This is a genomic window from Halorientalis brevis (assembly GCF_023077655.1).
Map to the genome: position 1 here is coordinate 1 of NZ_JALLGV010000003.1, position 18,546 is coordinate 18,546.

At 66.2% G+C, this 18,546-nt stretch carries 18 protein-coding genes and 1 tRNA gene; 12 read left to right on the forward strand and 7 right to left on the reverse strand.

Annotation, left to right across the window (positions count from 1 at the left end; all coding sequences use genetic code 11):
• Positions 1-132: 132 nt before the first annotated feature.
• From MU553_RS05475 to thsB, 8 genes are all read left to right on the forward strand, one after another.
• Positions 133-780 (forward strand): CRISPR-associated protein Cas4, encoded by a 648-nt coding sequence (locus tag MU553_RS05475; protein ID WP_247376548.1) that lies wholly within the window; start codon positions 133-135, stop codon positions 778-780.
• A 38-nt stretch (positions 781-818) separates the two neighbouring features.
• The gene (locus MU553_RS05480; protein WP_247376549.1) at positions 819-1,208 is read left to right on the forward strand and encodes a gamma-glutamylcyclotransferase family protein; all 390 of its coding nucleotides are present in this window, start codon (positions 819-821) and stop codon (positions 1,206-1,208) included.
• A 213-nt stretch (positions 1,209-1,421) separates the two neighbouring features.
• The gene (gene ilvA / locus MU553_RS05485; RefSeq protein ID WP_247376550.1) at positions 1,422-2,633 is read left to right on the forward strand and encodes a threonine ammonia-lyase; all 1,212 of its coding nucleotides are present in this window, start codon (positions 1,422-1,424) and stop codon (positions 2,631-2,633) included.
• A 48-nt stretch (positions 2,634-2,681) separates the two neighbouring features.
• Positions 2,682-3,059, forward strand: coding sequence for a RidA family protein (locus tag MU553_RS05490; protein ID WP_247376551.1), 378 nt, complete (start codon positions 2,682-2,684; stop codon positions 3,057-3,059).
• Positions 3,059-3,262 carry a DUF7981 family protein gene (locus MU553_RS05495; RefSeq protein WP_247376552.1) on the forward strand — a complete coding sequence of 68 codons (204 nt, stop codon included), beginning with the start codon at positions 3,059-3,061 and terminating at the stop codon, positions 3,260-3,262. The genes MU553_RS05490 and MU553_RS05495 overlap by 1 nt, the downstream gene beginning before the upstream one ends.
• Before the next feature lie 27 nt (positions 3,263-3,289).
• Positions 3,290-3,371 (forward strand) — tRNA-Ser (locus MU553_RS05500).
• Positions 3,372-3,518: 147 nt separating this feature from the next.
• Complete coding sequence (locus MU553_RS05505; RefSeq protein ID WP_247376554.1) at positions 3,519-4,334, forward strand: DUF6159 family protein; 816 nt, start codon at positions 3,519-3,521, stop codon at positions 4,332-4,334.
• A gap of 253 nt (positions 4,335-4,587) precedes the next feature.
• Complete coding sequence (gene thsB, locus MU553_RS05510) at positions 4,588-6,240, forward strand: thermosome subunit beta (protein ID WP_247377553.1); 1,653 nt, start codon at positions 4,588-4,590, stop codon at positions 6,238-6,240.
• A gap of 352 nt (positions 6,241-6,592) precedes the next feature.
• On the opposite strand, the gene MU553_RS23545 is transcribed toward thsB, so the two are convergent.
• Genes MU553_RS23545 through MU553_RS05520 form a run of 3 tightly spaced genes read right to left on the reverse strand, consistent with a single transcriptional unit; the run spans position 6,593 to position 7,788 of the window.
• On the reverse strand, positions 6,593-6,721 hold the full coding sequence (locus tag MU553_RS23545; RefSeq protein WP_282594209.1) for a hypothetical protein: 129 nt from the start codon (positions 6,719-6,721) through the stop codon (positions 6,593-6,595).
• 58 nt (positions 6,722-6,779) lie between these two features.
• Positions 6,780-7,166, reverse strand: coding sequence for a DUF7473 family protein (locus tag MU553_RS05515; RefSeq protein WP_247376555.1), 387 nt, complete (start codon positions 7,164-7,166; stop codon positions 6,780-6,782).
• 58 nt (positions 7,167-7,224) lie between these two features.
• Positions 7,225-7,788 (reverse strand): TATA-box-binding protein, encoded by a 564-nt coding sequence (locus MU553_RS05520; protein WP_247376556.1) that lies wholly within the window; start codon positions 7,786-7,788, stop codon positions 7,225-7,227.
• Positions 7,789-7,951: 163 nt separating this feature from the next.
• On the opposite strand from MU553_RS05520, the gene MU553_RS05525 reads away from it, so the two are divergent.
• The 3 genes from MU553_RS05525 to MU553_RS05535 all read left to right on the forward strand — a co-directional run bounded on the left by MU553_RS05525 (position 7,952) and on the right by MU553_RS05535 (position 12,816).
• Positions 7,952-8,965, forward strand: a complete 1,014-nt coding sequence (locus tag MU553_RS05525; RefSeq protein ID WP_247376558.1) for a methyltransferase domain-containing protein — start codon at positions 7,952-7,954, stop codon at positions 8,963-8,965.
• Positions 8,966-9,067: 102 nt separating this feature from the next.
• The gene (locus tag MU553_RS05530; protein ID WP_247376560.1) at positions 9,068-10,519 is read left to right on the forward strand and encodes an ATPase domain-containing protein; all 1,452 of its coding nucleotides are present in this window, start codon (positions 9,068-9,070) and stop codon (positions 10,517-10,519) included.
• A gap of 5 nt (positions 10,520-10,524) precedes the next feature.
• Positions 10,525-12,816: a PAS domain S-box protein gene (locus MU553_RS05535; RefSeq protein ID WP_247376562.1), complete on the forward strand. Its 2,292-nt coding sequence runs from the start codon at positions 10,525-10,527 to the stop codon at positions 12,814-12,816.
• Here the strand turns inward: MU553_RS05535 and MU553_RS05540 are convergent.
• From MU553_RS05540 to MU553_RS05550, 3 genes are all read right to left on the reverse strand, one after another.
• Positions 12,810-13,832 (reverse strand): AAA family ATPase, encoded by a 1,023-nt coding sequence (locus MU553_RS05540; RefSeq protein ID WP_247376564.1) that lies wholly within the window; start codon positions 13,830-13,832, stop codon positions 12,810-12,812. The genes MU553_RS05535 and MU553_RS05540 overlap by 7 nt on opposite strands.
• A gap of 192 nt (positions 13,833-14,024) precedes the next feature.
• The gene (locus MU553_RS05545) at positions 14,025-14,300 is read right to left on the reverse strand and encodes a hypothetical protein (RefSeq protein ID WP_247376565.1); all 276 of its coding nucleotides are present in this window, start codon (positions 14,298-14,300) and stop codon (positions 14,025-14,027) included.
• A 119-nt stretch (positions 14,301-14,419) separates the two neighbouring features.
• A complete protein-coding gene (locus tag MU553_RS05550) occupies positions 14,420-15,163 on the reverse strand; it encodes a DUF4382 domain-containing protein (RefSeq protein ID WP_247376567.1) in 744 nt (247 codons plus the stop codon).
• 134 nt (positions 15,164-15,297) lie between these two features.
• On the opposite strand from MU553_RS05550, the gene rnz reads away from it, so the two are divergent.
• Positions 15,298-16,230, forward strand: coding sequence for a ribonuclease Z (gene rnz / locus MU553_RS05555; RefSeq protein WP_247376569.1), 933 nt, complete (start codon positions 15,298-15,300; stop codon positions 16,228-16,230).
• On the opposite strand, the gene MU553_RS05560 is transcribed toward rnz, so the two are convergent.
• A complete protein-coding gene (locus MU553_RS05560) occupies positions 16,227-18,479 on the reverse strand; it encodes a histidine kinase N-terminal 7TM domain-containing protein (protein ID WP_247376570.1) in 2,253 nt (750 codons plus the stop codon). The two genes, rnz and MU553_RS05560, sit on opposite strands and share 4 nt — an antisense overlap.
• Between the last annotated feature and the right edge of the window lie 67 nt (positions 18,480-18,546).

Consider the following 18,546-nt stretch of genomic DNA (forward strand, 5'->3'; position numbering starts at 1 on the left):
GCCACTCGCGACCGGTGAACCGCCGCCTCTGGCGGCGGATGCGTGTGCCGCCGCCACAGCGACCGCAACCGCGACCGCCTCAGCTCCGCACCGTCCGTACCTTCAAGTATCAATCCGGGACCAGCGCCGGGTATGCACACCTTCCGGGACGTCGAGACGGCCGCGTACTGCCCGCGAAAGCTGTACTACCGTCGGCGCTCCGGCCCACCGGACGTGCCCGACGAGGTCGCGGCCTGCCGCAGCCTCGCCTTCGAGTACGAACGCCTGCTCGACAGCGACGCCGACCTGCTCGCGGCCCCCATCGAGGTCTCCCCCACGCAGTTCCGGTCCCGTCTCGGCGCGACGAAGGCCCGCCTCGACTGCTGGGACGCACTGGTCGACCCGCCCGAACGCGAGACGACGCTCGAAGGCCGGGAGTGTCGCGGCGTCGCCCACAAGGTCATCGAGGACCCGCTCGCGCCCTCGCTGGTGTTCGCCGGCCAGCCCCCGGAACAGGGCGTCTGGGAACCCCAGTCCGTCCGGCTGGTCGCCGCGGCGAAAGCCCTCGCCTGGACTCGTGAGACGCCGATCGAGCGGGCCTTCGCCGAGTATCCGGCCTACGGCGTGGTTCGGGACGTGCCGCTCACCACGCGGCGGAAGGCGGCCTACCGGAAAGCGGTCCGGACCGCCGACGCCATCGACGGCCCGCCCGCCAGAGTCGACAGCGACGCCAAGTGTTCGCCCTGCGAGTTCCGCGAACAGTGCGGCGTTCGGACGCGCTCGCTGCGTTCGCTACTCTGACCCCGCCGCTGAAACCCCTCGGTCGCGTACGCGTGGGCATGAACGTCTTCGTCTACGGCACGCTGACCGACCCGGACAAAGCCAGCGCGGTCCTCGACAGGTTCGAGTACGCCGGTGACGCCGTTCTGTCGGGGCTCCACCGTGTCGACGGCACCTATCCGACCCTCGCTCCGGGCGGCGAGGTCGAGGGCCGGCTCCTGTCGACGGACGAGATTCGCGCCCTCGACCACTACGAGGGCGTCGACCGCGGGCTGTACAGCCGCGTCACCGTCCCGCTCGCAGACGAGGCGGCGCGGGAGAGCGTCGCGGTGTACGTCGGCGATCCCGCGGCACTGGACGCGCCAGTTGAGTGGCCAGGTACTGGTCCGTTCGCGGAGCGTGCCCGCGCCTACGTCGACGCGCATGACGTTCACGTGACACCATCGTAACAACTGTCTATTTATATACTGTGACGTCCGTCAGTCTACCGTCTGACGCAGGTCATATACGGCTTTCTTCTGGCGATTTTGTCTGACGGACGTCGCCCGGGTATTTATGTACCAGCGGCGTCCCAGTCAGCATGCGGTCACACGCTCCCTTTTGTTGCTTGACACTCCGCGTCGGTCACCAACATCTATCTCCGAGGAGTGGAAAGTCAGTTCATGCTCGAATTCGCCGACGTCCTGGCGGCACAGGACCGGGTCGCGGAAACCTCTCGACACACGCCGCTCGATTACTCACATACCTTCTCTGCGATGTCCGGTGCGGACGTGCACCTGAAACTGGAGACGTTCCAGCGGACGGGCTCGTTCAAGATCCGCGGTGCGACCAATCGCATCGCGACCCTCTCCCAGCAGGAACGCGAGGCCGGCGTCGTCACGGCCAGCGCCGGGAACCACGCGCAGGGCGTCGCGCTGGCCGCGACGCGGATCGGCGCCGACTCGAAGATCGTCATGCCGGAAGGCGCACCGGTCTCGAAGGTGAAGGCGACCCGGAACTACGGGGCCGAGGTCGTCCTCCGCGGCGACGATTACAGCGAGGCCGCCGAGTACGCCCACCAACTCGAACGCGAGGAGGACCGCACCTACGTCCACGCGTTCGACGACTGGCAGGTCATGGCCGGCCAGGGCACCATCGGGTTAGAGATTCACGACGACCTGCCGGCGGTCGACACCGTCGTCGTCGCCATCGGCGGGGGCGGGCTCATCAGCGGCGTCGCGACCGCCATCAAAGGCAAAAAGCCCGACGCTCGGGTCATCGGCGTCCAGGCCGAGGGCGCCTCGAGCGTCGCCCAGTCGCTCCAAAAGGGTGAGATCGTCGAGCGCGAAGGCGTCAACACGATCGCCGACGGGATCGCGACGCGTCGCGCCGGCGAGAAGACGTTCTCGGTCATCGAAGACCGGGTCGACGAGGTAGTGACCGTGTCCGACTCGGAGATCGCCGTCGCCGTCACGAAACTGCTCGAACGCTCGAAGACCCTCGTCGAAGGTGCGGGCGCCGTTCCGCTCGCGGCCATCTTGGAGGAGAAGTTCGAATACGACGACGGCGAGACCATCGTCCCGGTGCTCAGCGGAGGGAACATCGACCTCAACGTCCTCACGACGGTGATCCTGCGCGGACTCATCGAGACCGGCCGGTACCTCCGGCTCCGCACCGTCCTCAAGGACCGTCCCGGCGCGCTCGAAGACCTCACCCAGGTCATCAGCGAGTCGCGGGCGAACATCTACGCCATCCGGCACGACCGCACGTCACGGAACGTCGCGATGAACGACGCCGAAGTCGAACTCGATCTCGAAACCCGCGGCCACGAGCACGTCGCAGAGTTGCTCGACGCGATGGAAGCCCACGGGTACGAGACCGAGGTGCTGGTGTGAGCAGCGCACGCCACGGGAGTTAAGTCGCTGCCGGGCGCGCGTGGGGACATGAAACGTATCGTCAGCACCGACGACGCCCCCGCCGCGGTCGGGGCCTACAGCCAGGCGACCGAGACCGACGACATGGTGTTCACTGCCGGGCAGATCCCGCTCACGCCCGACGGCGACCTGCTCGACGACGAACCCATCGCTACGCAGACCGAGCAGGCGCTGGACAACGTCGCAGCCATCCTCGACGAAGCCGGCTCCTCCCTCGACGACGTGCTGAAGGTCACGGTCTTCCTCGCAGACATCGACGACTTCGAGGAGATGAACGACACCTACGCCGAGTACTTCGACGAAGACCCACCGGCCCGAAGTGCCGTCGAAGTGGCGAACCTGCCCAAGGGCGTCGGCATCGAGATCGAGGCGGTCGCGACGAAGTGATGAACCCGGTCCGAAAGGCGAGCCTCCTCTGGGGGCTGATCGGCGGGCTGTCCTTCCTCGTGCTCCTCCAGGGGTACGAACTGCTAAGTATGGAACGCGTCGACTGGCTCGTGAAGTTCGGCGTGGCGCTGGCCGTCGTCGTCGGCGCGGCGGTGCTGTCCTACGCCTATCAGAAACGGGCGAGGCCGAAGGGAAGGGTTTAAACGGCGAACCCGGATACATACGCGTGAGCCGGGATGGCCGAACGGTAAGGCGCACGCCTGGAAAGCGTGTTCCCTTACGGGATTCGGGGTTCAAATCCCCGTCCCGGCGTTTCTCTGACATTTAAGCTCAGGAGGCGAGTGTGATCCACTCGCACCGTTCACCAGCCGGAGCGACGAGAAAACCCGCCAATATCCGGTGTTCTTCGCTATCGGGCGACCCAAAATTTGTATATGATGGATCGGTGAAAATTGCGGTATGGGAATCTTTGCCCGCCTGAAAACGGGGTGGAACCTGTCGATGGACAGTTTCCGCGTCCTCCGGAAGAACCCCGAGTTAGCGTTGTTCCCGCTGATCAGCGGAATCGCAGGGGTGCTGTACATCGCACTCCTGTTCGGTGGCTCGTTCGTCGTCGGCTTGTTCGAGTCGGACGCCACGGGGATCGTCGTCCTCTTCCTGTCGTACCTGGGGACGTCGTTCATCGCGGCGTTCTTCAACGCCGGCCTGGTGTACAGCGCACGTGAGGCCTTCCAGGGGCGAGACCCGTCTGTCAAAGGGGGTCTCAGCGAGGCCTGGACGCACAAGGGGCCGCTGTTCGCGTGGGCGGTCATCTCGGCGATCGTCGGGATGATCGTCAGGGCCATCGAGCAGCAGGACAACATCGTCGCCGACGTCGTCGCGATGCTGTTCAGCGCGGCCTGGTCGATTGTCACCTACTTCATCGTCCCCGTCATCGTCTTCGAGGACGTCAGCGTCACGGAGATGTTCAAGCGCAGCGGTGAGACCTTCAAGAACACCTGGGGAGAGACCGCCGGTGCCCACTTCGGGGTCGGCCTCGTCTCGATGGTGTTCATGCTGGTCGGCCTGGCCATCGCCGCCGCGGTGTTCTTCGCGCTCGGTGGTGCGGGCGGCTTCGTCGTCGCAGCCGCCATCGGTGCGGTCACGCTGCTGGCGTTCTTCTTGCTCAGTTCCGCGCTGGGTGCCATCGCCAAGACCGCGCTGTACGTCTACGCGACCGACGGCGAGCGACCGGCGGAGTTCGAGAACGTCGACTTCGAGCGCGGACTGAACTGAGACGCCGGCTCGCCGCCGCCCCGCGGTCGTCACGCACCACCATTCTTTGTATTTAAACACTGGCCTCAGTCGTGAAGCTGTCCGCGACGCAACAGCCGAGGCTGGGACGAACGCGGCGTCGACACAGCGCCGCAATCCGTTGGTTCTCCGCTCGACCGGACCGTCTCTGGGCGACCGTCGCTCACACCAGCTCCAATAGGTTTATATAGAAGGACTTTCAATCATTCGCTTGATTATGAGCCAGCAGCAGCGAATGCAAGGTCAGCCGATGATCATCATGGGCGACGACGCCCAGCGGATGAAGGACAAGAACGCCCAGGAGCACAACATCGCTGCGGCCCGCGCAGTCGCCGAGTCGGTACGCTCGACGCTCGGCCCGAAAGGGATGGACAAGATGCTCGTCTCCTCGATGGGATCGGTCACCGTCACGAACGACGGCGTGACGATCCTCCAGGAGATGGACATCGACAACCCGACGGCCGAGATGATCGTCGAGGTCGCCGAGACCCAGGAGAACGAGGCCGGCGACGGGACCACGACGGCCGTCGCGGTCGCAGGCGAACTCCTCAAGCAGGCCGAGGACCTCATCGAGCAGGACATCCACCCGACGGCCATCATTCGCGGGTTCGACCTCGCGAGCAAGCAGGCACAGGAAGAGATCGACGACATCGCCGAGTCCGTCGAGCCCGACGACGAGGAGACCATCCGCAAAGTCGCGGAGACCTCCATGACCGGCAAGGGCGCCGAGCTCAACAAGGAGCACCTCAGCCAGATCATCTACGACGCCGTCGAGGCCGTCACCGTCGAGGCCGAGGACGGCTCCCACGTCACGGACCTGGAGTTCCTCAACATCGAGACACAGACCGGCCGCTCCGCCGGTGACTCCGAGCTCCTCGAAGGCGCAGTCATCGACAAGGACCCCGTCCACGAGGACATGCCGACGGACCTCGACGACGCCTCCATCCTGCTGATCGACCAGCCCGTCGAGGTCGAAGAGGCCGAAGCCGACGCGTCCCTCTCCGTGGACTCGCCGGACCAGCTCCAGCAGTTCATCGAGCAGGAAGAACAGCAGCTCCGCGAGAAAGTCGACCAGATCGTCGAGACGGGCGCCGACGTCGTCGTCTGCCAGAAGGGCATCGACGACATGGCCCAGCACTACCTCGCCAAAGAGGGCGTCCTCGCGCTGCGCCGCGTCAAGAAGTCCGACATGCAGTTCCTCAAGGAAGTCGTCGAGGCCAACATCGTCTCCGATCTCGACAGCGCGTCCGCCGAGGACCTCGGCACGGGCGACCTCACCCGCGACGAGGACGCCGAACTGTTCTACGTCGAGGGCGGCGACAGCCACGGCGTGACGCTCCTGCTTCGCGGCTCGACCGAACACGTCGTCGACGAACTCGAACGGGGCGTCAACGACGCGCTCGACGTCGTCGCAGCCACCGTCACGGACGGTCGCGTCCTCGCCGGCGGCGGTGCCGTCGAGGTCGAACTTGCACGCCGCCTGCGCGACTACGCAGACTCCGTCGAGGGCCGCGAGCAGCTGGCCGTCGAGGCCTTCGGCGACGCCGTCGAACTCATTCCGCGCGTCCTTGCGGAGAACGCCGGGCTCGACCCCATCGACACGCTCGTCGACCTGCGTGCTGCCCACGACGACGGCGACGAGAAGGCCGGCCTGAACGTCTTCTCCGGCGACGTCGAAGACACCCTCGACGCCGGCATCGTCGAGCCGGCCCACGCCAAAGAGCAGGCGGTCTCCTCTGCCACCGAGGCGGCGAACCTCGTGCTCAAGATCGACGACATCATCTCCGCCGGCGACCTCTCCACCGAGGGTGAAGAGGACGAAGGCGGCCCCGGTGGCGCCCCCGGCGGCATGGGCGGCATGGGCGGCGGCATGGGCGGCATGATGTAAACCCACCTTTTTTACCGGAGGGCTCGCGCTCGCCTGCGGCGAGCGCTCAACCCCCGGTAAAAAATCTGGACCAAAAAAGCGCGACCTCGTTCCATTCGGTCGCGTGAACCGTGCGCCACGGGCGCACGGACGCTCCACGCCCCGTCGAACCGCTCGCTGAACACTCCGTTTTTTCGCGACGACCCTTCGATTAGCTGCTCCTGGGTCGTCTCGCGAACGTCCACGCCAGTGATCTCGAAGCGAGCGCCGCCGTGCTCGCTGTCGGTGTACCCCGTCTCGAACACGTCGTCGCGCTCGTCCTCGGGGATGCCGAGACCCTCGTTGCGACGGTTGCGAGGAACTGTGTGAGGTTTCAGAGTCCCATCGCGACCATCAACACGACCAGCGGCGTGGCTCCGGGTTTGGGCCGCGCTCGCCAGGCGACGAGCGCGAGCGCCAGCGAGATCAGCGTCCCGGCCAGCGTCAGCCACTGGTACACCATCGCGGGTTCTTCATCCCTTGTGTCTGTCAGATGATAAACGTATGGGGGCGGTTGGACGTTAGACGAACCCGAAAATACCGTTGAGGGCAATACCCATGATGGCGGCGAACGCGAAGTGCAGAACCGCTAGCGGGACGGCCGACGACCACCGGAGCCGGTAGACGTAGCTGATGGCGATGGCGTCGGCGACGAACGTGGCGACGAGGGTGACGAGGACGCCGATGCCCGGCGAGACGATGCCGCTATCGACGCCGTAGCGCTGGAGCAACAGCGAGACGATCGTCGGCGCTGGTGAGACGTACGCCGCGCGCTGACTCTTGACCTCGCCGATGAAGAAGACGGCGGCGAGATGAAGCGTGAACGCGTAGAAGGCGGCGACGATGAAGAAGGTCACCACGATGGCCAGCGGGCCGCCACCCGTCACGTCGGCCTGCAACGGAAACATACCGGTGGTTGGTCCTGCCGCGGTATGTAGCCTGCGTTACTGGATTCGGGCGCGGGCGTCAGCCTTCGAGCAGGCCCAGCTCTTCCAGTCGCGAGACGATCTTGTCGACGGCCTCTTTCGCGTCCTCGGGCTGCTTGCCGCCCGTGATGACGAGCTTCCCGGAGCCGAACAGGAGCGCGACGACGTCGGGTTCGTCGAGTCGGTACACCAGTCCCGGGAACTGCTCGGGTTCGTACTCGATGTTCTCGAGGCCGAGCCCGATGGCGATGGCGTTGAGGTTGAGGTTGCGACCGAGGTCGGCCGAGGTGACGATGTTCTGGACGACGATCTCGGGGTCCTCGTCGACCTGGATGTTCAGATCGCGCAGCTTGTCGAAGACGATCCGCAGGCTCTCGTGGACGTCGTCCGTGCTCTTTGCCCCCGTACAGACGATCTTGCCCGACCGGAAGATGAGTGCCGCAGACTTGGGTTCCTGGGTCCGGTACACCAGTCCTGGGAACTGCTCGGGATCGTAGTCCGCCCCCTCGAGGTCCATGGCCACGCTCTGGAGATCGAGTTCTTGACCGATACCCGTCGAGGCGACGACGTTCTCAATATTGATTGTTTCCTTGGGGTCAACCATGTCTCGACTTAAAGCACGTATTTAAGGCTTATAAAGGTTGATACCTCTCACTGATATGTCGGAAATCGTATGGTGCTTCCGGCAGCGTTGGCCGGGTTTATCAGGGGGGTCGTTCGGGCGGGAGACCGGGAGGGTTATACGGATCAGGCGGCCATCTGCGGGCGTGTACCTCCTGGAACTCGCTGGTGAGGACGACGCGTTCGCTGCGCGGGAGGCAGCGAGCGCAGCGACGGACGTCTCCGTCGTCGCCCCAGGTCTCGCCACGGCACGGGGCATCTCCGAGCGCGTCCGCGGCCTGGCGTACACGCACCGCGCCAGCGACCTCCTCGGGCAGACGGAGCCGGACGTCGAGAGCGCACGCGCGCTCCTCGACGCGACGAGTTTCGACCGCACCGGATCGGTCGCCGTCCGCGCACGTGACGTCCGCGGCCTGACTGGCATCGACACCCAGACGGTCGAGCGGGAACTCGGCCAGGTGCTCGTCGACCGCGGGTTCGCCGTGGATCTGGACGAGCCCGACCACGTGTTACAGGCGGTGTTCTCGCGCGCTGACGACGGGGGCACGTGCGCGCTGGGCTGGCTCGCCGTCGAGAGCGTCCGCGACTTCGGGACCCGCCAACCGACCGATCGTCCGTTCTTCCAACCGGGGAGCATGGACCCGCTGCTGGCGCGCGCGCTCGCCAACGTCGCGGGCGCCCGTCCCGGCCGCCTGGTCGTGGACCCGATGTGCGGCACCGGCGGGGTGCTCGCGGAGGCTGGCCTGGTCGGGGCCGACGTGCTCGGCGTCGACGCACAGACCAAGATGGCTCACGGAGCCAGAGAGAACCTCGCCCACCTGCTCGGCGGGGAGCCCCACGAGGGACTTCCCGACCCCGGCTCGTTCGACACGATGCAGGGGGACGCCACGGCGCTCCCCCTCCCCGACGACGGCGTCGACGCGGTCGTCTTCGACGCACCCTACGGCCGGCAGTCGAAGATCGCCAATCGCGACCTGGACGCGCTGGTGGCTGGCGCACTCGCCGAAGCCCGTCGCGTGGCACCGCGAGCGGTCGTCGTGGCCGATCGCTCCTGGGCGGAGGCGGCGCGAGACGCTGGCTGGACGATCACTGACCGGTTCGAGCGGCGCGTCCATCGGTCGCTCACCAGGCACGTCCTGGTGCTCACTCGTCCACCGTAACGCCACTCGGACGGCAACCACCCCCTCATATTGGCAGATAATCTCAAATTCTGGAACTACGGGGGAACATACAAGACCGCGCGTTTCGTACCGGTACGGAAGATGATTGACAATTCTCTCGACCGCGTTTCGTCGGGTGTTCCGGGGCTCGACGGTGTTCTTCGCGGTGGGTTTGTCAAAGGACGGAACTATCTCGTTCGTGGTGCTCCCGGGACGGGAAAGTCGATTCTGGGATTCCATTTTCTGACTGCTGGCGGCGACGACGAGACGTCGCTGCTCATCAATCTCGAGGAGTCATCGGATGACGTTCGAAAGAACGCAGCGACGCTCGGGTTCGACCTCGGAGACGTGGAGATGCTCGATCTCTCGCCGGAGTCCGACTTCTTCGTGGCCGACCAGTCCTACGAGATGTTCTCGCCGAGCGAGGTCGAGCAGAGGCCGGTGACCGAGGAGATCATCGACCGCGTCGACGACGTCCAGCCCGACCGGGTGTTCGTCGATCCGCTGACCCAACTCCGCTATCTTGCGCCCGACGAGTATCAGTTCCGCAAGCAGGTGCTCGCGTTCATGCGCTATCTCAAAGAACGCGGCGCGACGGTGCTGTACACGACCCAGCAGACGCCGTCGTCGTCCGACGTCGACCTCCAGTTCCTCTCGGACGGCATTCTCGAACTCGACAACGACGACGGCCGGCGCACGATCTCGGTGCCGAAGTTCCGTGGCTCCGACCGTCAGAAAGGGACTCACTCCCTGCGCGTCGACGGCGACGGGCTCGAAGTGTTCCCGGAACTGGTGCCGGAAGCTCACTCACAGGAGTTCGAATCGGAGCAGATCTCCTCGGGCGTCCCGGGCCTCGACACGCTTCTCGGCGGTGGGATCGAGCGCGGGACGGTCACCGTCATTAGCGGCCCGACCGGCGTGGGGAAGACGACTACCGGCTCGCTGTTCGCCGAGCAGACGGCGACCCGCGACGAGCGGTCGGTCATCTATCTGTTCGAGGAGAGCGAGTCGACGTTCACCCATCGGACCGAGTCGATCGGCATTTCCATCAACGAGATGACCGAGTCCGCGTCACTCGCAATCGAAGAGGTCGAGCCGCTGACCCAGTCCCCCGAGGCGTTCGCCAAGATGGTCCGGGAAGAGGTCGAACAACGCGACACCGAGGTCGTGATGATCGACGGCGTCAAAGGATACACCCTCTCGATCCAGGGCGAAGAGACGGCGCTCCGCCGGAAACTCCACGCGCTGTGTCGGTACCTGAAGAACATGGGCGTCACCGTCATCCTGGTCGACGAGATCGACGAGATTACCGGCGACTTCCAGGTGACCAACGCCGGCATCAGCTACCTCGCCGACAACATTCTCTTCCTCCAGTATCTCGAGGTCCAGGGAGAGTTGCGGAAGACGACGGGTGTCTTGAAAAAGCGCGTCAGTTCCTTCGAGCATACGCTCCGGGAGTTCGAGATTACTGACGACGGCGTTCACGTGGGGGACCCCATCACCGGCCACCGCGGCATTCTCCAGGGAACGCCGGAGCCGACCGAGGACGATTGAGTGGAATGAACGGACGAGACGAATCGGCGCACCCCTTCGAGCCGACCGTACCGCGAGTGCGGTTGCTCGTCGCCGACGAGCGCAACCGGGAGTTGCTGACCGAGTGGCTCGCGGACACCTACGACGTCCAGGTCGGCACCGACGCCGACGGCGAGCCGTTCGATCTCTGTCTCGTCGACGCGATCTCGTTCGCCCGCCATCGCGAGTGGCTCCAGGACCACAAGGAACGGCTCCACCCCGTGTTTCTGCCGGTCGTCCTCGTCAGTCGGGACCCGCCCAGCGAGCAACTCGATCCCGAGGCCTGGACGGACATCGACGGGCTGTACGTCATCGACGAGATCGTCTCGATCCCGGTCGAGAAGTCCGTCCTTTCCCGACGGCTGGAGAACCTGATCGAACGTCGGCACCTCTCCCAGCAGCTCTCGGGGCGGCTCGAACGCTCGCGGGAGCGGTTCCGGACGCTGTTCGACGGGACGCCCGACCCGACGCTCGTCCTCTCGGCTGGCCACAAGGTGCAGTACGTCAACGACGCGTTCTGCGCGCAGTTCGCGACGGACCACGACGCCGTCTTGGACGAATCGATCGAACGGCTCGAGGCGTTTTCGACGTCGACGGCAGCGACTATCGGTGACGCCGTCGACCGCCGACTGGCCGGCGGGGACGTCGAGACGATCGAGGTCTCCTACGGGACGCCGGCCGGCGGCGACCGATTCGCCGAGATCAAGGTCAGCACGCTCGACACCGACGGCGACGACGACGCCGTCGTCATCATGCGCGACGTCACTGAGCGGCGCTGGTTCGAGCGCACGCTCCAGTCGCTCCACGCCGCCTCTCGGCAACTCTTCGACGCGGTCACCGAGACCGAAGTGAGCCACCGCATCGTCGAGACGGTCACGGAGGTCTTCGATCTGTCCGGCGTCGCCGTGTATCTCCAGCCCGACCCCGGTGGTCCGCTCGAACCCGCCGCGCAGTCCCTCGACACGGGGTTCATGCGTGAGTCGCTGCCCGCAGTCCCGTCCGACGACAGCAGCCTCACCGGACACGTGTTCACTACTGGCACGCTCACGCACTTCGACGACATCCACACCTCTCCCCACATCCAGACTCACGAGACGGACATGCGGGCGGGGATCTTCGCGCCGCTCGGCGGGCACGGCGTGCTCGTGGTCGGGTCGAGCGAGGTCGGTGCGTTCGACGATCGGACCGAGAAACTCGTGGCGCTGCTTGCGGGCACAGCCCGGACGGCCCTCGACCGCATCGAACGCGAGCGCGACCTCGCCGAGAGCGAACAGCGCTTCCGGCAGATCGCCGACAGCGTCCACGAAGTCATCTGGATGACTGACGCGGCGGGCGAGCAACTCCTGTATCTCAGTCCGGGATTCGAGGAACTGGTCGGCCGGTCCGCCGAAGAGTTCGGTGACGATCCGGCGTCGTACGTCGAGTTCGTCCACCCGGACGACCGCGCGGACGTCCGCGAGTGGATTGCGACCGTCCACGATCCCGACCACGAAGCAGACAGCTACCACGTGGAGTACCGCGTCCAGCGACCGGACGGCGACCTCCGCTGGGTGGAAGCCGACGGCTATCCAGTCCGTGACCCGGACGGGACCGTTCGCAAGTACGTCGGCATCATCAACGACATCACGGACCTCAAACGGCGCGAACGGGAACTCGAAGCCAAGAACGAACGCCTCGATCAGTTCGCGAGCCTCGTTTCCCACGACCTGCGCAATCCGCTGCAGGTCGCGCTCTCCCGACTCGAAGCCGCTCGCGAACGGGAGGACGCCGAACCGCACCTCGAATCGGCCGAACGGAGTCTCCACCGGATGAACCGCCTCATCGACGACGTCCTGGACATGGCTCGCCAGGAGCAGTCGGCACCCGATCTGGAACCGCTCTCGCTCGAATCGGTCGCCCGGCGAGCCTGGAAGAGCGTCGGGAGCGACGCGGCCACGCTCGTCGTCGAGACCGACGAGTCGCTCACCGCCGACGCCGATCGCCTCGTTCAGTTGCTGGAGAACCTCTTCCGGAACAGCGTGGAACACGGCGACGCCGCCGTCACCGTTCGCGTCGGCCTGCTCGACGGCGGTGACGGCTTCTACGTCGCCGACGACGGGGACGGCATCCCCGCGGCCGACCGCGACGGAATCTTCGAGGTCGGCCACTCGACGGCCAGCGACGGGACCGGGCTCGGACTCGCGATGGTCGAAGAGATCGCCACGTCACACGGCTGGTCGGTCACCGTCACGGACGCCGACCAGGGCGGCGCGCGGTTCGAGTTCGCCGACGTTTACTGACGAGCGAGGTCGCCGCCCTCGAGGTTCGCCAACAGGTGACTGACGTGAATGCGGTCGCTCGTCCCTTCCTTCAGGTCCACGTCGATCTCGCCGGCCAGGCGGTGGAGCCGAGCCATCTGGTCGGCGTCGTACCGCGACCCGGCGACCCGGAGCACGTCCGAGAGGATCTCCTCGCCGCTGAACCCCTCTTCGACGAGCAGGTCGTCGAGCGTTTTGCGGGCGTCGGTGAACTCGCCGGCCTCGGCGTCGTCCAGCATCTCCTCGATGCGGTGATCGATGCCCACCTCGCCGAGCGCTGCGTAGGCGGTCTCCATCGTGATCTCGCCCTCCTGCTCGTAGGTCGTCTGGGCGCCGAGGAGCGCCTTCCGGAGGTCGCCGTCAGCGTAGCCGGCGACGAACTCCAGGCCCTCGTCGTCGTGGTCTGCGTCTTCTGCCTCGACGACGTCGCGCAGGACCGCGACCGTCTCCTCGTGCGTGGGAGCGCGCATCGGCACGGGGAAACACCGCGAGCGGATCGGCGGGATGAGCGCCGAGGGCTGGCGCGTCGCGATGACGAACTGCGTGGTCTCGTAGTACTGCTCCATCACGCGACGGAGCGCCTGCTGGAAGTCCTCGCGGATGCCTTCGGCGTTGTCCAGCAGGACCGTCTTGTACTCGCCCGACACCGGCGCGTAACTGGCCGACTCCTTGAGCACGTGATTGATGAGGTCCGCCTTCGAGGAGTTGCGCCGGCGCTTGGGCGTGATAAAGGACTCGAAGCGCGGGTCCTCGCTCAGTTCCTTCTTGGTCATCCCGAAGAAGTCGGAGACGTTGATCTCGACCAGGTCGTTGTCCGGGTCCGAGTGGGCCTCCCGGGCGAGCGCCCGGACGGCGGCGGTCTTCCCGCTGCCCTTCGGCCCGTGGACGACGAGGTTCATGGGTTCTTCGACGGCCCCCCACAGCGACTCGCGGACCTCTGGCTGCGGGAGGTCGTCGATGTCCGGCGCGTGCTCGGTCGTCCAGAGGGGGGCGTCCATCTCACCCCCGGCTAGCACAGCCGATAGTAAGAATCCACCTTTTTTCACCGGGGCCTCGCTCGCTCACGCTCGCTCAACCCCGATCAAAAAATCTGGACCAAAAAAGCCGCCTCCACGAGGCGAAGCCTCGTTCCGGCGGTGAACCGCGCTCCCTCCGGTCGCGCGGACGTTCTGGTGTATTTGCCGTCTCGATTAGGCGTCGAGGGAATCGGCGATGGCCTGCAGTTCCCCTTTTCGGAACGCCCGCGGTGCTTCGTCGGGGTCGTCCGTCTCCAGTTCGCCGAGTTTCCAGAGAATCCCGGCCCGCATCTGTGGTTTTGATGGCAGGCTGCCCGTACCGATGTCGTACCCCACTTCCTCGCAGAGCGCCGCGAGCATCTCCTTGGTGAACGCCGTCGACTCGACGCGCTCGTATCGTCCCACCGCCACCCGGATGTCGTTCCGCAGTTCGTCGACCGTTCTCGCCATGTGGCCGACGAGGCGAGCGCCACTGCTGTATATTTCGGTCCCTGGTCCCGAACGGACGAATCCACCGCTCGAATAGTTCCTTCGAAGGAGAAAATATGAGTTCCCTGTTGGGTACCGTCTCAGGCCGTCTCGTTGGTTGTCGTTTCGGTGGCCGTCGCCTCGTTGCCCGTCGACTCGTCGTCGTCCTTCTCGGCCTTGGCGTCGACTTCCTCGATCTGCCGGTCAGTGCCCGACTCGCTGATGACGGGCTGGAGGACGTACTTCCCGCTCTTGCCGGCCTCGTGGACCTGGACGTCGAAGACGAAATCGACCGATTCGTTCGCGCCGACGGTGAACTGGCTGTTGAGCTGGAGCTTGCCGCTCGGGAGCTTGACCCGCTGGCTCGTGCCGTCCGTTAGCGTTCCGTTGACCTCGCTGACGTACGCGAACACCTTCCCGTAGGACCCGTTGGGGACGGCGAACGAGTCGAGGAGCGTCGCGTTGTCGCCGACCAGTCGCGTCAGATCGACCGTCGTGTCGTTGACCGCGTACTCGACCCAACCGCCGGTGGTGCCGTCGTCGCCGTCGCTCTCGTTCGCTGCGGTCGTGTCGTTCGCCGCCATCGTCGTCGCCGTTCGCTCGAAACCCACGCGACTGACGGTGACGTTCAGCGACCGGAAGTCGTCGAGTGCGCCGGGCTTGTCGCTCACGTAGAAGTTGACGGTACCCGTGGACTCGGCGCTGTCCATCGTTCCCCCGCCGTCGCTGCCGGTCGTCTCGGTGTCGTTCGCCGACGTCTCGGTGCCGTTGGCTGGACCGCCGGAACAGCCGGCGAGTGCGACCATCCCTGCGACCAGGATCAGTGCGACCGTTCGCGAGTTCATCGTCAATTCGTTGCGCGCTGCGTACAAAAGCGGCGTGGCCGTTCCCGGGCGAGTAGCGGTGGTCGGCGTTGGTTCGGCCTCGCCGTCGGTGGCCTTTCGAAGCCCGTTTACCGGTCGCTCGCTGAAACCGGGGTATGCACGTGACCTTCCTCGGGACCAGCGGGGCCGTCCCGACGACCCAGCGTAATCCGAGCGCCGTGATGGTCCGCCGGGAAGGCGAGCGGTTCCTCTTCGACGCTGCCGAGGGCACGCAGCGCCAGATGATGCGGTTCAACACCGGCTTCGCCGTCTCGCAGGTGTTCGTCACCCATCTCCACGGCGACCACGTCCTCGGGCTTCCCGGACTCATTCAGACCTGGGACTTCAACGACCGCGAGGAACCCCTGGCCATCCACACGCCGGCCGGCACCCGTCAGCGCATCGAGGACCTCGTGACGCTCACCGGGAACGAACCCTCGTTTCCGGTCCGCATTCACGAGGTGTCGCCCGGCGACGTGGCGCTGGACCGCGAGGACTTCGAGATCCGCGCCATCGACGTCGACCACCGGGCGACAGCCGTCGGCTACGCCATCGTCGAAGACGACCGAAAGGGCCGGTTCAACCGCGAGAAAGCGGAGAACGAACTCGGCATCTCGCCGGGACCGGAGTACAGCAAACTCCACAACGGCGAGTCGGTCGAACTCGACGACGGGACGATCGTCAAACCCGAACAGGTCGTCGGCCCGCCCCGTCCCGGGCGACGGGTAGTCTACACGGGCGACACCCGCCCCATCGAGAGCGTCGTCGAGGCCGCCGAGGACGCCGATCTCTTGATCCACGACGCCACCTTCGCCGAGGACCGCCGTGAGCGGGCCGGCCAGACCGGCCACACCACGGCGAAGCAGGCCGCTGAGATCGCCAACCGTGCCGGGGCGAAACGCCTGGCGCTGACGCACGTCTCGACGCGTTACGCCGGGCAGTCCCACCGGTTAGAACAGGAGGCTCGCGAGGTCTTCGAGGGCGAGCGTGCCTTCCTCCCCGACGACGGCGACGAACTGGACGTTCCCTTCCCCGACGTCGAGGATTAGTTCGACCGGCTCGCGCCGCCATCGACGTGTTCGGCAGCGGCCCGCGAGACGCCAGTGATCTCGAAGCGCGCGCCCCCGGACTCGCTCTCTGTCGCCGTGATCGCCCAGCCGTGGTCCTCGACGACCTGGCGGACGATCGCCAGGCCGAAGCCGGTGCCGTCCTGTGCGGTGGAAACGCCCGACTCGAAGATGCGATCGCGCTCCTCGACCGGGATGCCGGGCCCGTCGTCCGCGACGTAGAAGCCGGTCGGCGCGCCGGTGACGGGACCGACGCTCACCGAGACGTCGGCACCGCCGTGGTCCACCGAGTTGCGAAAGAGGTTCTCCAGCAGTTGTTGCAACCGACTCTCGTCGGCCAGCAACTGCAGATCGGCAGCGACCGAGAGCGCCCCACCGCTGGTGTCGGCCAGCTCCCAGGCGTCCTCGGCGACGGTGGCCAGCGAGACGGAGTCGGGGTTCCGGACTGGCTCTCCCTGTCGAGCGAGCGTGAGCACGTCGTCGATGATCTCCTCCATCCGTCCGAGTGCCTGCTCGATCGCGTCGGCGTGCGCGTCGTCGTCGATCTGTTCGACGTGGCCGGACGCGACGGTCAGCGGGTTCCGCAGGTCGTGGGAGACGACGTTCGCGAACTCCTCGAGCCGGTCGTTTTGCTGCCGGAGTTCGCGTTCGCGCTCTCGGACCGTCTCCTCGCGGTCTGCTCGAGCGATGGCGGTCGTCGCGGTGGCGGCGAGCACCTCCGCGAAGTGGATCGTTTCGTCGTCGAGCGACGTCCGGGTCGTCGATCCGGCACCGAACACGCCGTACTCGCCGAGTGGGGTGACGAGCGCGCTCTCGATGCTGGTGTCGAGATCACGGGCGGCGTCGGCTGGCCGGTCGCCGTCGACGACGACCGTCTCACCGCGTTCGTAAGCGGTTCCCTGCAACCCCTCGCCGATGTCGAACGACGGCGGCGTCTCGTACAACTCCCGCACGTCGTCGGTGTACGCGACCGGCTGGAGCGTGTCGTCGTCCCGTCGCAGGTGGATCGCCACGTGTTCGAGGTCGACGACGTCACGAGCCGCGGTCACGACGTGTTCGCAGACGCCGTCGACTGTCTCGGGACGCATCATCTCCTGGGCCGTCCCTTGCAGTCCCGTGAGCGTCTCCTCGCGGCGCTTCCGTGCGGTGACGTCGTGGAGAACGACGGTCCAGCCCGTGACTGCCCCGTTTCGGTCGTGCAGGCCGGTGACTTTCACGTCGAAGACGCGCTGGCCCCCGTTCCGCTGGAGTGTGAGCGAGTCCGTCCCGAGTTCGAGGGTCCGTCGGCCGCCCGACCCGGCGTGGCCGCTCAGCGGCGTGTTGCCGGCAGTCGGGTCCGGGAGCGGCCCGAGTAACGAATCCAGTTCGGGAAAGCTCGTCTCGATCGGCGATCCGATCGGGTCGTCGTCGGCGAGGAGGCGCTGTGCGGCGGGGTTGGCGTCGATGAGCCGCCGGTCGGGCGAGAGGACGAGCATGCCGTCGTCCATGTTCTCGACGACCGAGCGCCGGGCGATGGGAGCCAGATCGAGCAGATCGTACCGAAACAGCGCCCAGAAGATGACGAGACCGGAAAACACGAAGGCAAACGGCGTGGGATCGAGCGCCGGCCACGGCAGCACTCCGGCGTAATACAGGCCGTTGAGGACGCCGGGCGGGATCGCCGCGAGCAGAACGAGATCCGTCTGGCGGCGGTAGCGGTGGACCGACCGTTTCCGATGGCGGAGCAAGCGCACGAACGCCAGTGAGATGACGAGGTAGCTGTAGCCGACGTTGAGCCACCAGACCGGGCCGTGTTCGACCGACAGGAGGACGAACGGCCCGCTCTCGACCAACTGTGGTGCGGTCCAGGAGAGCGTGTGGACGGCGCCGTTCGTCAGAATCATCGGAACGTTCGCCAGCGGGAGCAGCGAAAGGAGCACGATCGTTCGCGCGGCCATCGGGTTCTCTGCGTCGGTGTACTCGGCGACGAACGCGTACCAGGTGACCGGAATCCAGGCGAGCCCGATGATCTCGACGCGGAACCACAGGAGCGCCGCTCCCACCGTCGGGCTCGCCAGTTCGAGTCCGAAGCCGACGAGCCAGAGTGTCGTCGCACCCATCTGGATCCCTAACCACCGTGCGCCGGCCTGATCGCGACGGCGCCAGAACAGGATTCCGAGCACGCCTGCGATCGCCGCTCCGAGAAACGCCACGAGTGCCAGCCACAGCGTCGGCTCGGTGCGTGCGACCATCTGGCCGACATTCTCGTTCTGTCACAAAAACATGTGCGGCCGTTTCAACTGTCGAGCGCGGGTGCGC